The following is a 12,838-nucleotide window of genomic DNA, read 5'->3' as shown; positions in this document are numbered from 1 at the left end:
AAAGGTCTGTCACGCAGGATTAAATCAGCCGTTTTTTAGGCTTGCTTCCATTAATATCCTTGTTTCTTTTATCCTTTGCATATTATAGGATGATTCCTGCATTAATGTCTCATCTATATAAGCAGGATGGGTCATTACTTCAATGCTTGTTCCAGGTTTCACACGCTCTCCTAATTTTTCAAAATAATTCTCTGTAATTCCCTCACCATAGAAATCATCAAGAAAAACATCTGTTAATGTTGGAATATCCGTAAAATGAGTGCCTCCATTTCTTACAGGTAATTTATATTTTTCCGAAAGCTTTTTAATTACCGGATAAAATTCTTTTATTCCATGCATATGATGATGACTATCTAAATGGGAAGGGGCAAGGCCGGCATTTAAGCACTTTTCAATTTGTGCGGTCCATTCTCTTTCTAAATCATCTAAGCTTATAGATTCTGGATCGCCATATACAAAAGGCTGCTTTTTAAAATTACCAGACTCATCTACAAGTGTTGGAACATCATGTAAAAGTGGCCTTCCCCATGTTAATACAAGATGGACACCAACTTTTAAAGAAGGTGTCTCCTTTGCTAAAGTGATGGCATGCTTTGTTGCTGTTGCATTCATCATCATGGTTGCGGAAGTAACAATTCCCTTAAGATGGGAATCAACAATTCCATAATTAACTCCTCGGCTAAAACCAAAATCATCTGCATTAATGATTATTTTTGTCATGGATTCGTCTCCTTTTAAAGCTAGTCACATTCAGCATAACTCCGCTTTTTACATACGAATACTTTCCTTTTCCGTGAAAAACTGTGGTAAATATTCCTTATGTGCTTCAAGCATCTCATCTAGGATCAGTTTAGCAATTCGATCGCTTGGGACAAGGGGATTAATGGTCATAGCAAGCAATGCCTTATCATAGTCACCGGAAATAGCTGCTTCTATCGCTACCCTTTCAAAGGACTTGATTTGGGTTACTAATCCTTGAACTGCTACTGGAAGTTCTCCCACTGTTATTGGCTTGGGACCATCCTTTGTAATTATACAGCTTACTTCTACCGCTGATTCATATGGAATTCCTGTAATGGCACCATGATTAGCAGTATTCACCGCTTGAATATCACATTTATCTGTATAAATGGAGCAAATTAAACGTACAGCAGCGTCACTATAGTAAGCTCCTCCGCGCTTTTCTAACTGAGGAGGCTTAATCGCTAATTCTGGATCTTTATATAATTCAAACAAACCCTCTTCTAACTTCTGTACAACCTCTGCTCGCGTTTCCCCCTTTTCTGCTTCCTTTAATTCCTGAGCGAGCACATCTCCTGTTTTATAATAATAGTTGTGATAAGGGCAAGGAAATAAATTCAATCCTCTTAAAAACGAAGGTTCCCAGCCCATCGCGTGAATATTTTGCATCGTAATAGCCTTTTTCGGATCTGTGATTAACTTAATGACCTGTTCCTTTACACTTTTACCATCTATATAAACGTCTAGCCCGTAAACCATATGATTTAACCCTGCAAAATCAATTCTCACTCTGGCAGGATCAACTGCTAGTAAATCAGCAACCCCCCGTTCCATCCCGATTGGCACATTACACAAGCCAGCAACTTTTGTGATACGACTGTGGCGAAGAACTGCTTCTGTTACCATTCCAGCTGGATTTGTAAAATTTATGAGCCAGGCATTCGGACAAAGCTCCTCCATTTCTTTCGCTATTTCCAAAATAACCGGAATAGTTCGAAAAGCTTTAAATAACCCCCCAGGTCCATTTGTTTCCTGTCCGATGACTCCATACTTCAAAGGGATTTTTTCATCAAGTGCTCTTGCAGCGAGCTGACCGACTCGTAATTGTGTTGTAACAAAATCCGCTCCCTCCAGAGCCTTTTTTCGATCCAGCGTAAGGAAAATATCAATAGAAACTCCCGCTTTCTTTACCATTCTACGCGCAAGCTCCCCAACAATTTCTAACTTTTCCTTTCCTTCCTCAATATCTACCAGCCAAATTTCTTTAACTGGTAACTCGTTATGATATTTAATAAAGCCTTCTATTAGTTCCGGTGTATAGCTTGAGCCACCTCCAATAGTTACAATTTTTAAACCGCGACTCATTCTACCGACCCCTTTCTCGTTGTCTGTTGCATACACTCCTGCCGTAAATCAATTATTTCAACCGCAAGATCCTTCAATGTCATTGCATTCATTAAGTGATCCTGTGCATGAATAAGAATAATCGGAATCATAAATTGATCTCCGCCGGCTTCAAGATGGAGTAATTTGGTCTGGATTTTATGAGCCTCCGATAGTTCTGCTTCCGACTCTGTTATCTTCTTTTTGGCTTCAGCAAAATCCTTTTTTTTCGCGTCTTGAATTGCTTCCATCGCAAAGCTTCTCGCATTTCCACTATGTAATATCAGCTGAAAGGAGAGTTGGTATAATTCTTCCTTATTCATGTTTGCACCCTTCTTCCTTTAGAGACTAACTGAATCCGAATCTTTCGTAAGCTCTGTTTTATTTTTGGAATCAATTTTTACTTGTGCATAAACAAATGGTAAATAAACAACTGTTGATATCACTAAATTTAATGCTGCCAAACCAGCTCCCCAAAAGCTTCCCCCCGTCGCTAAGTACCCGCCAATTATCGGTGGTGTAACCCATGGAATCTTAGCCGTTACCGGTGGAACGATGCCATACTGCACAGCAAGATAAGAAATGACAGTTGTAATAACTGGCCCAATTACAAATGGAATAAACCAAATAGGGTTTAAGACGATTGGCAAACCAAAAAGGATTGGTTCATTAATTTGGAATACCCCAGGCGCCCCGCCAAGACCAATCATTTGTTTATACCGTTTTCTCCCTGCAATTATCATCGCAATAATTAATCCTAAAGTAGCACCTGATCCGCCCAAGTAAACAAATGCATCTAGGAAGGATCCAGCTAATATATGATATTCTCCTAATGCTTGAATTCCTGATTGCGCTAAATCAATGTTTTCTGCTCCTGTTTTTTCAAATAATGGTGTCGTAATCCCACCTAATATGTTTGGACCATGAAGTCCAACCATCCAGAATAAATGCACTAATAAAACAATTAATACTGCAAATGGAAGAGAATCAACTGCATTTGTTAATGGAGAGACAATAACCGTATTTAACCAATCATTTAGAACTTTTCCATCTGTTATCATTCTGAAGATAACGCCAAACACGCCAACTAGAAAAATAGTTCCCATACCTGGTACTAATTTTGCAAAGGATTTAGAAACAGCTGGCGGTACTCCATCTGGCATTTTGATGATTAAAGCCTTGATTTTCGATAAACGCAAGAAAATTTCTGTGGCGATTATCGCTACGATAATAGCAGTAAAAAGGGCAGTGGCATTGAAGTAATTGACAGATACTAGCCCCCAGACTCCACCTGCAACTGTTTCAGTAGCAGCTTCATCTATTGGTAACGTGACACTTGCTGTTTGGGGCAAAAGTAAAAAGAAACATGCAGCAGAAATAAGCATTGCTTCAAACCCTTCATCCCCATAGGATCTAGCTAATTTATAGGAAATCCCAAAGACTGCAAATACAGAAAGAAAAGCAAATGTTCCAAACCATATGTCCCCACCCAAAGTCGACCAGTTAGCTCCGAATATTGCTTCCATCATTTTTCCATAAGGGGGAATAATTTGACCTAGATTATTAAAAAGTACAGCAAATGAACCTACAATGGTAATAGCAATCATTCCAATTAACGTATTCCTGATAGCAAGCAAATGTCTTTGATTACCAAGCTTTAATGCAAAAGGCATAATATATTTTTCAATAAATCCCATCATCTCTTTATTCCCCCTTTATTAAAGCTGTGGCATGTTCTAACACTTTTTCACCATTACATAATCCATAGTCCTGTGGATTAATTGTTGCAACTGGAATTCCTCTTTGGTCGCCGGCTTTTTTTACTTGTGGTAATAGAAATCGTACTTGAGGACCTAACAAAATAACATCAGCTTTCTCTATCTCGTTGTTCACTTCTGAGGCTGCTATTGCCCAAATCTTGCAGTCTATCCCTTGGTTTCTGGCACTTTGCTCCATCTTTGAAACTAATAAACTTGTAGACATTCCGGCTGAACAACATAGTAAAATATTCACTATTCCATCCCCTTTTAATTGATAGATTATTCCGATATTTCATTCTAAAAAATGTTTCCTTTCGTACGTCTTTTTATCAGCCACCCTTCTTCGGAAAGTAGTAATATCTTATATTCATATTGTAATAACAAATATGACATATTTCAATACAAATTTATTTGTTACTACAAATTTGTTATTTATTTGCTTATTAGGAATAGAAAAGATATTCTATATTTAGGGACAATATGGAGGGAAACGATTGTGGAAGAAACGAACAAAGATGCTGCGCTACACTCGATTGTAAAAGAGTCCATTATCGACATGATTAAAAGCGGCGAATATCAACCAAATACTAAATTACCAACCGAAGCTGAATTTTGTAACACATTCGGTGTCAGCAGAACAACGATTCGCACAGCCCTTCAACAACTAACAGTTGAGGGCTATGTTTATCGAGTACAAGGAAAAGGTACCTTTGTAGCCGAAAATAAAATCAAACAATCTTTAACTAGTACAGTAGAGCAATTCTCTGAACAAATTACTTTGCAAGGGAAAGCCCCTTCTATCAAGGTGCTTCAGCTGAAGGTTATTGAAGCGACCGATTTTCTAGCTAAGCAATTCAACCAAAATATAGGGGATCCCGTTAACTGCTTAGAACGCATGCGTTATGTAAATGATGCTCCACTACAATATGAAATCTCTTATCTGCCTTGGCACAAGGCACCAGGATTAGATAGCGCTGCTTGCGAAAAATCTTTATACAAGATGTTGGAAACGAAGTATAATATTAAAATCCGCAAAACAATAGAGCACTTAGAATTAGTTTTAGCAGATGACACTATTTCTAAGAAATTGGAAATTCCTGCAGGATCCCCTTGCTTTCTACTTGAAACCTTTGCTTATGCAGAAGATGAAACTGCCATTGAATACTCCAAAACTATTTTCCGAGGAGACAGAGCACACTTTGTTATTGAGCGGAATTATTGAAGAAGGCAATCAAAAGGATATTTGTAATAACAAATATCCTTTTTTGTTCCAACTGTTTTTCCTCTATTCTCTTCATTCTAACTTCCCTTTCCTAGCCTTCTCCCTCGCCTAGTTTTCCACAATAAATCCACAGAACATCTTTTCTCCTACTAAATATCACCTGATTCCTACTTGGTTTTCCACAAATACAATAAAAATCACCTGCGTTATCCACATACCATCCACAAAATTAGTATATTTATCCACAAAAAGACCGGTTATCCCATAAGCATGTTCTAACCGGTCCTTCATCTATTATGCTGCTAATTTTGAGTTAACATTTGAATTGATTTTATTTTTACTAAACGACTTACTAAGATGACACCAATGATGGATCCTGCAAAACTGCTAACAGCAAAGGATGGCAAATAAAAGAGAGCACCCGTTTTTGTCCCTAAGAAAAACGATGCATATGGTACTGCCACTAAGGAGGCGATGACGCCTGTTCCAATAAATTCACCTAAAGCTGCAAAGATTGGCTTAGCTGTTTTATGAAATAGATAGCCTGCCAAAAGTGCGCCAATCATACTTCCTGGAAATGCTAATAAGGATCCCGTTCCTAATAGGTTTCTTAACAAGGAAGTAGCAAAAGCGATGATAACTGCTGGAACCGGTCCAAGTATTGCTCCCGCTATTACATTTAAAGCATGCTGAACAGGATATGCCTTGGCAATACCTGCCGGAAACCATACTAAGGTTGAGCCATATGTCCCAATTGCCGTAAACATGGCCATAATCACCAATAATTTAATTCTTTTCATCGTAATTATTTCCTCCACTCAAAATAGTTTTAAGCATGGAGACTAAGCAAACCTTCTATTGACTCGTAGACCCATAAGGCTTACAGGGCAATTACACGACAGCTTTTTACAAACTAAAAAAGCCAGATCTAAATAGACCTGACTGCTAAAGTCAAAAGAAATAGAGTGAATCCGCTACTTCCCTACGCTGGTATGATCCAGATCAGGTCGTTAGGGTTAAAAAACGAATTTGTTTTTCTCTCAGCCACCAACTGGCACCCCTAGTAGTCCATATATGCTTATACCTTCATTTTAACTTATTTCATTTAGGACGCAAAGAATTATTCTCATTGTTTCTTGGACAATTTATCCACAAACTGCATATCGATTAATTCTTCGTATTTATAGCCTTCCGTATAGACACCCGTTTTCTCGACAACATCCATTGGTTTTGCAACAGCTTCCTCTGAGATGTAACCATCCTTGCTCCATAATTCATCAGCATAAGCACGATCCAAGGATGCTTGTAAAATCTCATCCGATGTAGTTGGAAATTCTGCTTTTAACACTTTCATGGCTAGGTCTGGGTCTTCATCCACTTTCTTAAGTCCTTTTAAAACTGCTTTTACAAAGCTCTCCACAACTTTCGGTTCTTTCTCAATCGTAGATTTTTTTACACTGACAACAGAATAAGGGTAGTCTCCCAAACTAGCAAAACTGTAGAATGGCTCTTTCCATGCTCCCTTTTTCATTCCTTCTGTGATTTGCGGTTCTCCACCATTAGCAATATCCGCATTTCCGGATTCTACAAGAGAAACTACGGCACTGGCATCAGCTGGTTCTTCTAACTTTACATCTTTTTCCGGATCTAATCCTAGCTCCATTAACAGCCATCTAGTTAAAAGATTCGGACTACCACCATAACGCCCAGCTGCAATAACTTTCCCTTTTAAGTAATTTGCCAGCTCTTCATCGTTTGTACTATCAATCGTTTCATCTGAGTTTCCCATCAAATAAACATTAGCACGGTTAACGACGTTTACTACTGACTGAATCGGATCAGAACTTCCTAAATTGGCCATTTGCACAGAATCTGGTCCGCCCATAACGCCCCAGGCATCACCGCTAACAACAGACGTAACATGTGCTCCTCCGGTTGCCGTAATCACTTCTACTTCCAATCCCTCTTCTTTAAAATAACCTTCTTCTATGGCAACATACAGTGGAAGATAGCCGATCAAATGAACTGGCTCTGAAATAACAATCTTCCGCAACCCATCCTTCGTTCCCTTTTCTTCTTTTGATGAACATCCTGCAAGGATTAAGACAAAACTAAAACACATAAGTAGAAAAAGCCTCCACTTTTTCAAGGTAAAGCCCCCTTTTTCATATATGAATAGAATGGGAAATTTAGTAGTAGATAAGAAAATGAAGATGAACCAGAAGTATATTGCGGATAATGGAAATACATATTCTATTTCATATATATGGAACATTTTTTCTCTTTATGTTCTTTTCAAGGGGGAAAATATTCTATTCCACATTTCTTCCTCGCAAAAGAAGCCTTTCTATCCATACTGTAGCAAAATACATTACAATCGAAAGAATAGACAGCACAGCTACGCCCACCCAAACAAGATTGATATTCATAATTTGTCCTGCATATAGAATCATTCTGCCAATCCCTTGTCTAGAGCTAATAAATTCGCCAACGATCGTACCTGCCAAAGCTAAAGCAATGTTTATTTTTAAACTACTCACAATCCATGGCATTGTAGTCGGTACCACCACCTTTGTGAAGACATGCCATCTCTTTGCGCCAAGGGAATACATCAATTTTTCCAAATCTTTATCAACTGCCTTTACGCCGCTATATGCTGCAAGAGCTGTTGTAATGATGGTCATCATAAAAGCAAGAACTACCTTGGAGCTAAAGCCTATTCCTAATAAAATAACAAGGACAGGAGCAAGAGCCAGTTTCGGCACTGCATTAAAGGCAATTAAATATGGTTCAGATATACGAGAATAATAATACGACCACCAGAAGGAAAGACCTAATAAAGCGCCAAAAAAGGTACCTAATCCAAAGCCAAAGATAGTGGCTCCTGATGTGTATAATAGATCACTCCATAAAGTTCCTTCCGTCCAAGCTACATAACCAGTTTTCCAAATAGTAAACGGACTGCTCCAATAATACGAATCAATTATTTTCCACTTAGAAAGCAGCTCCCACGCAAGAAGAAAAATAAGTCCAAAGCTCCATTGTCCAATGCGGGTGAATTTCTTTCTTCTTTTGGCAATGGCCTCATCATCCTCTATATAAAGAACTTTCGTTTTATCCTGTGATTCCATATCTCCATTCCTCCCTCCCTATTCTTTTTCTTCTGTTGATTTTAGTGCTTGTAGTACATATTCTTTTAACTGAATAAATTTAGAGTCTAGCAGTGTTTGTTCATTTCTTGGTCTTGGTAATTGGATCGATACCTTCTCCTTAATGGTGCCTGGTCTCGGCGTCAAAATATATATCTCATCTGATAAAAAAATAGCTTCATCTATATCATGGGTGATAAACAAAATAGTTTTCTTAAAATCTCCCCATATTTGTAAAAGCCATTCCTGCATAAATAAGCGTGTTTGTGCATCTAAAGCACCAAAAGGTTCATCCAGTAAAATAACATCTTGATCATAAAGCAATGTTCGCAACAAAGCTGCACGCTGCCTCATTCCTCCAGAAAGTTCTTCCGGAAAATGTTTTTCAAAGCCTTCCAATCCATATCTCTCTAGTAAAGGCAGTGCTCTTTGGATCGCCTCCTTTTTAGGAACACCCTTTACCTCCAATCCTAAAATCACATTATGAAGAATATTTCTCCACGGAAGGAGCAAGTCTTTTTGAAGCATATAGCCAACATGCCCACTCTTTCCAACAATGTCCCTTCCGTCTAACAAGACATGGCCTGTTGATGGTTTTATTAATCCTGCAATTATATTGAATAGCGTTGATTTTCCACATCCACTTGGACCGATAATACTGACAAATTTCCCTTCTGGAATCTGTAAATTTGTATCCTTTAATGCGAAAAACTCCTTGCCATTTTTTCGAAAAACCTTACTACTGTCCTTAACCTCTAATTTATACAATTACAGCCCTCCGTTCTAAAATATTCATATTTTTAAGGTGTTTTTTATAGACCAATTCTCGTGCCTGTTATACTCAACTGAATTATCGTTCACTTCACATGGTCTCGTGTAGAGAAAAAAAGTGATCAACAGCCTTTAAAACTCCCTATTGTCAATGAATATGCCATGCTTCTAAATTTACTCTTGCTATACTATATGTAAAATTAGGCGAATGGGTAATTATTATAGAAAAAAGTTCATTCGAATAAATGAAGGCTTTACAGGAGACTATTCCGAAATCAATATTCTGAAAATTTTCGCAACTACAGCTTATCCACAGCATTTCTATGTTAAAATGAACTTATATTTTTACAAGAACTGGAGTCCTGTACATGTTAGAAAAAATCAATGCTTTTCTTGGGAAGTGGATGCCCCTTTTAACCCCGATTAGTGTCCTAATTGGGGTATTGCTATCAGATATCCTTCATCATGTCTCTTTCTTAGTTCCATGGATTTTTGCAGTGATGACTTTTATAGGGAGCTTGACATCTAACTTAAAATCAGTGAAATATACAATCACCCATCCGTTTTCTTTGCTTTTAACACTGGCTATTCTACATATTCTTACTCCTTTGTGGGCATTTTGGATTGGTCACTTATTTTTCCAAAATGACCCTTACACGATTACAGGGCTAACATTAGCTGTTGTTATTCCAACTGGAATCACGAGTGTTATCTGGGTTAGCCTCTATAAAGGAAACATTGCACTTACTCTTGCGATTATCTTGCTCGACACCTTACTGTCTCCGTTCCTTGTTCCATTAAGTATGAACCTTTTTGTAGGAGAAACGGTACAGCTTGAGGTTTGGGGGATGATGAAGGGGTTGCTTGGAATGATTGTTCTGCCATCTATTTTCGGTATGGTGATCAATCAGTTTTCAGTGGAAAAGGCGAAAAAGTGGAATCACACACTATCCGCTTTTTCTAAAATTGGGTTAGCACTAGTTGTTAGTATTAATAGTTCTGTAGTAGCCCCTTACTTACGAAATATTGATAAAAAGTTTCTCCAAGTAGCGCTTACTGTTTTTGTAATAGCATTATCCGGATACTTTTTTGCGTGGATATTAGGAGTAGTTACCAAACGAAGCAAAGAAGAAACAATAGCAATGATCTATTCTGGCGGGATGAGAAATATTAGTGCTGGAGCAGTTCTCGCTGTGAGCTTTTTCCCTCCAGCAGTAGCAGTTCCCGTTGTGATTGGCATGCTATTCCAACAAATTCTAGCAGCTTTATATGGGTACTTCATTAAATTAGTCTATGAAAAGCCTGTAATAGGGAAAATAAAGGAAGGGAAAATTTCTTAATTCATTTGAAAATTAAGAGGTTTTAAGTATTCTAATCGAGGATAATCCCAAACGACTGATAGAAAATGCTACTAATATTTTCCTTATCAATCGTTTGGTTTTTTATTAGTTTGTGAGTATTACCCGCAGACTAAAATCCATTTCACTTTCTAAGCTGCTGACTTTCGGTCTCCTCAACTTAGCCTTTGAGGTCTTGACTTCTTCTGCTCGCTAATCCTATAAAAATCTATGTGTCTGCTTCGTGTTAATTTTTATGATTTTTTCTCTATAATCATGGCACACATTTCTATCATCTCACTTGCCATAATCTTTAATGTTTCGGTTGTGAGCATTTGATCTTCTGCATGCATGAGAATAAGGGAGAATGGCAGTTGTTCTCCAGCAGCTTCTCTTTGGATAAGAGAAGCATGGACTTTATGAATTTCATTGTAAAATTGAACACCTTCTTCTATTTTTTGCTTCGCTTCGTCCATTTTTCCATTTCTTGCAATCTGAATAGCTTCTACATAACAACTTCTTGCTTCTCCAGCGAATGAAATAATCTGAAAAGCTGCTGTCTGCATTTCCTCTAAAGTATTCAATTTCACCACCCCTATTCTCTTCGTCAATTTTTAGCTAATGATAATGCATGATCTAGTATTTTCTCTCCATTAGCTGTACCGTATAATCTTGTATCAATGACATCCACTGGAATTCCAAATGGTTTCGCAGCACTTTCTGCCGCCTGTTTCATAAATCGTACTTGTGGCCCTAGAAGAATGGCCATTACCCCTTCGCTTGAAGTTGCTAATTCATCAGCAATTGCTCCTTCTGGAATGGCATAAACATCAATTTCTTCGCCTCTTGCCTTAATAGCTGCCTTCATTTTTGATACTACAATGGAAGTAGACATACCTGCTGCACAAGCTAATATTATTCTTTTCATTCTTCATTCCTCCTATTATTTAATAAAATCATCATTTTTTACGGTGATTTCTCGAGATTTAATGATTTCCTTATACCAATAAGCTGACTTTTTCATTTTTCGGTTTCGATTTTCTTCTAAATTAATTTCAACTAGTCCATATCTATTTTTAAAAGCATTCATCGGCGAAACATTGTCCGTAAATGCCCAGAGCATATATCCTTTACAGTTTGCACCTTGTTCGACTGCCTTTAATAACCATTTAAGATGTTCGCTAATAAACTCAATGCGATAATCATCTTGGATTACTTCACTTTCGTCTTTATACTTAAACTCATTTTCCACACCCATTCCATTCTCGGCTACAAACCACTCAATATTGCCATAATCCTCTTTCAAGCGAGTTGCCATATCAAACATAATCTGCGGATAGATTTCCCAGCCTCGGAATGGATTCATTTTCTTACCTGGCATATCGAACATTTCATAATAATAAGCCGGATGAAAAGGGGTATTTTCGTTCCATGCCGTTGTCCTTGCCTTTACACGATGAGGATAATATAAGTTAATCCCCACATAATCAACGGTATTATTTCTTATTACCGTTAAATCCTCTTCTGTATGTTCAAATAAAATATCGTGTTTGTGTAAAAGATCCATTAATTCTGCTGGATATTCTCCTTTAATCGAGGGATCTAGAAATACTCGATTAAAAAACAAATCATAAATGCGGGCAGCATCTTGGTCATGCGGAGCCGAAGATCTCGCATATGTTACCTCTGGGTTTAAAACAACCCCGATTTTAGCTCCTGTTCCATGCAGCTGCTTTTCTTTAAACAAGGCAACAACCTTAGCAGTAGCAAGTGCTTTATGATAATTCCACTGCATCCACTTTTGGGTATTTTGCTCAAATGGATAACGTATTGCATCTAAATATACACGGGTCTGCACAACAATTGGTTCATTAAAAGTAAACCAGTGCTTCACTTTACGACCGTAACGCTCGAATACTTTTTCTGCATATTTGACGAATAAGTCCACAACATGTCTATCGTTCCAACCGCCATATTTTTCAAAAAGAGCAGCCGGTAATTCATAATGCTCTAAGCAAATCATTGGCTCTACACCTTTATCTATCAGCTCATTAATAACATTATCGACATATCGAGCATACTCCTCGTCTACCACTGCGTTTTCATAATCCACCAAGAAACGGGACCAATTGATCGATGTCCGGTAATGCGTTAACCCAATTTCCTGCATTATGCTGATATCTTCTTTATATCGATGGTAAAAGTCTGTAGCGATTCCTGGTCCATAGCCATTGTGCCAAACATTTTTATTATTTTTATACCAGATATCCATATAGGAATCTTGTGAATCCTTCTTTCCAGCCCATCCTTCCGTTTGCCACGCAGATGATGCTGCTCCTAAAATAAAATGATCTGGAATAGTAACTTTCATTTGTTCCATTATTTTTTCCTCCTTACCCTTCACAAGTAGCTGTTAACTGCATTGCCTAATGATCCATCATAGACCACCTCACAAGTATTGGTCGGATAGGAGAA

The 12,838-nt window shown here is 37.8% G+C and carries 14 protein-coding genes and 1 riboswitch; of the genes, 2 read left to right on the top strand and 12 right to left on the bottom strand.

Translation table 11 applies throughout. From position 1 onward, the window contains the following. Window positions 1–24 precede the first annotated feature (24 nt). Genes chbG through NiCM35_RS13895 form a run of 5 tightly spaced genes read right to left on the bottom strand, consistent with a single transcriptional unit; the run spans window position 25 to window position 4,137 of the window. On the bottom strand, window positions 25–720 hold the full coding sequence (chbG, locus tag NiCM35_RS13915) for a chitin disaccharide deacetylase (RefSeq protein ID WP_095329490.1): 696 nt from the start codon (window positions 718–720) through the stop codon (window positions 25–27). 48 nt (window positions 721–768) lie between these two features. Further along, a complete protein-coding gene (locus NiCM35_RS13910) occupies window positions 769–2,106 on the bottom strand; it encodes a 6-phospho-beta-glucosidase (RefSeq protein ID WP_123258517.1) in 1,338 nt (445 codons plus the stop codon). Then, on the bottom strand, window positions 2,103–2,447 hold the full coding sequence (locus NiCM35_RS13905) for a PTS sugar transporter subunit IIA (protein WP_047940829.1): 345 nt from the start codon (window positions 2,445–2,447) through the stop codon (window positions 2,103–2,105). The genes NiCM35_RS13910 and NiCM35_RS13905 overlap by 4 nt, the downstream gene beginning before the upstream one ends. Window positions 2,448–2,465: 18 nt before the next feature. Beyond that, window positions 2,466–3,824, bottom strand: coding sequence for a PTS sugar transporter subunit IIC (locus NiCM35_RS13900; RefSeq protein ID WP_433779818.1), 1,359 nt, complete (start codon window positions 3,822–3,824; stop codon window positions 2,466–2,468). Window positions 3,825–3,828: 4 nt separating this feature from the next. Next, on the bottom strand, window positions 3,829–4,137 hold the full coding sequence (locus NiCM35_RS13895) for a PTS sugar transporter subunit IIB (protein WP_047940831.1): 309 nt from the start codon (window positions 4,135–4,137) through the stop codon (window positions 3,829–3,831). Window positions 4,138–4,380: 243 nt separating this feature from the next. Here NiCM35_RS13895 and NiCM35_RS13890 point away from each other — a divergent pair, with 243 nt between their 5' ends. Then, the gene (locus tag NiCM35_RS13890; RefSeq protein ID WP_371000312.1) at window positions 4,381–5,106 is read left to right on the top strand and encodes a GntR family transcriptional regulator; all 726 of its coding nucleotides are present in this window, start codon (window positions 4,381–4,383) and stop codon (window positions 5,104–5,106) included. Between the two features lie 302 nt (window positions 5,107–5,408). On the opposite strand, the gene thiW is transcribed toward NiCM35_RS13890, so the two are convergent. From thiW to NiCM35_RS13870, 4 genes are all read right to left on the bottom strand, one after another. After that, on the bottom strand, window positions 5,409–5,906 hold the full coding sequence (gene thiW, locus NiCM35_RS13885; RefSeq protein ID WP_047940833.1) for an energy coupling factor transporter S component ThiW: 498 nt from the start codon (window positions 5,904–5,906) through the stop codon (window positions 5,409–5,411). A 162-nt stretch (window positions 5,907–6,068) separates the two neighbouring features. Continuing rightward, window positions 6,069–6,178, bottom strand: a riboswitch (TPP riboswitch). Window positions 6,179–6,232: 54 nt separating this feature from the next. After that, entirely contained in the window at window positions 6,233–7,228 is a 996-nt protein-coding gene (locus NiCM35_RS13880) for an ABC transporter substrate-binding protein (RefSeq protein ID WP_235973207.1), read from the bottom strand. A gap of 190 nt (window positions 7,229–7,418) precedes the next feature. Continuing rightward, window positions 7,419–8,237: an ABC transporter permease gene (locus tag NiCM35_RS13875; protein WP_095329486.1), complete on the bottom strand. Its 819-nt coding sequence runs from the start codon at window positions 8,235–8,237 to the stop codon at window positions 7,419–7,421. Window positions 8,238–8,255: 18 nt separating this feature from the next. Further along, complete coding sequence (locus NiCM35_RS13870) at window positions 8,256–9,023, bottom strand: ABC transporter ATP-binding protein (RefSeq protein ID WP_095329485.1); 768 nt, start codon at window positions 9,021–9,023, stop codon at window positions 8,256–8,258. Window positions 9,024–9,394: 371 nt separating this feature from the next. On the opposite strand from NiCM35_RS13870, the gene NiCM35_RS13865 reads away from it, so the two are divergent. Next, a complete protein-coding gene (locus NiCM35_RS13865) occupies window positions 9,395–10,366 on the top strand; it encodes a bile acid:sodium symporter family protein (RefSeq protein WP_123260261.1) in 972 nt (323 codons plus the stop codon). Window positions 10,367–10,617: 251 nt separating this feature from the next. Here the strand turns inward: NiCM35_RS13865 and NiCM35_RS13860 are convergent, their stop codons facing one another. From NiCM35_RS13860 to NiCM35_RS13850, 3 genes are read right to left on the bottom strand one after another with little or no spacing between them, the layout of a single operon-like run. Then, window positions 10,618–10,953, bottom strand: a complete 336-nt coding sequence (locus NiCM35_RS13860) for a PTS sugar transporter subunit IIA (protein ID WP_249879551.1) — start codon at window positions 10,951–10,953, stop codon at window positions 10,618–10,620. Window positions 10,954–10,970: 17 nt separating this feature from the next. Continuing rightward, entirely contained in the window at window positions 10,971–11,291 is a 321-nt protein-coding gene (locus NiCM35_RS13855; protein ID WP_123258521.1) for a PTS sugar transporter subunit IIB, read from the bottom strand. Window positions 11,292–11,306: 15 nt separating this feature from the next. Beyond that, window positions 11,307–12,743 (bottom strand): glycoside hydrolase family 1 protein, encoded by a 1,437-nt coding sequence (locus NiCM35_RS13850; protein ID WP_095329481.1) that lies wholly within the window; start codon window positions 12,741–12,743, stop codon window positions 11,307–11,309. Window positions 12,744–12,838: the final 95 nt, after the last annotated feature.

It is taken from the genome of Niallia sp. M35 (assembly GCF_050971705.1).
Taxonomy (GTDB): Bacteria; Bacillota; Bacilli; order Bacillales; family Cytobacillaceae; genus Niallia; species Niallia circulans_A.
Note: the sequence above shows the minus strand (reverse complement) of the source record. Positions and strands in the feature narration are given on the sequence as shown.

Bases quoted from the DNA above. Each gene is read 5' to 3' on its own strand.
- NiCM35_RS13850 (WP_095329481.1), bottom strand. From the start codon at position 12,743: ATGGAACAAATGAAAGTTACTATTCCAGATCATTTTATTTTAGGAGCA.
- NiCM35_RS13910 (WP_123258517.1), bottom strand. From the start codon at position 2,106: ATGAGTCGCGGTTTAAAAATTGTAACTATTGGAGGTGGCTCAAGCTAT.
- NiCM35_RS13855 (WP_123258521.1), bottom strand. From the start codon at position 11,291: ATGAAAAGAATAATATTAGCTTGTGCAGCAGGTATGTCTACTTCCATT.
- NiCM35_RS13900 (WP_433779818.1), bottom strand. From the start codon at position 3,824: ATGATGGGATTTATTGAAAAATATATTATGCCTTTTGCATTAAAGCTT.
- chbG (WP_095329490.1), bottom strand. From the start codon at position 720: ATGACAAAAATAATCATTAATGCAGATGATTTTGGTTTTAGCCGAGGA.
- NiCM35_RS13875 (WP_095329486.1), bottom strand. From the start codon at position 8,237: ATGGAATCACAGGATAAAACGAAAGTTCTTTATATAGAGGATGATGAG.
- thiW (WP_047940833.1), bottom strand. From the start codon at position 5,906: ATGAAAAGAATTAAATTATTGGTGATTATGGCCATGTTTACGGCAATT.
- NiCM35_RS13880 (WP_235973207.1), bottom strand. From the start codon at position 7,228: ATGTGTTTTAGTTTTGTCTTAATCCTTGCAGGATGTTCATCAAAAGAA.
- NiCM35_RS13905 (WP_047940829.1), bottom strand. From the start codon at position 2,447: ATGAATAAGGAAGAATTATACCAACTCTCCTTTCAGCTGATATTACAT.
- NiCM35_RS13865 (WP_123260261.1), top strand. From the start codon at position 9,395: ATGTTAGAAAAAATCAATGCTTTTCTTGGGAAGTGGATGCCCCTTTTA.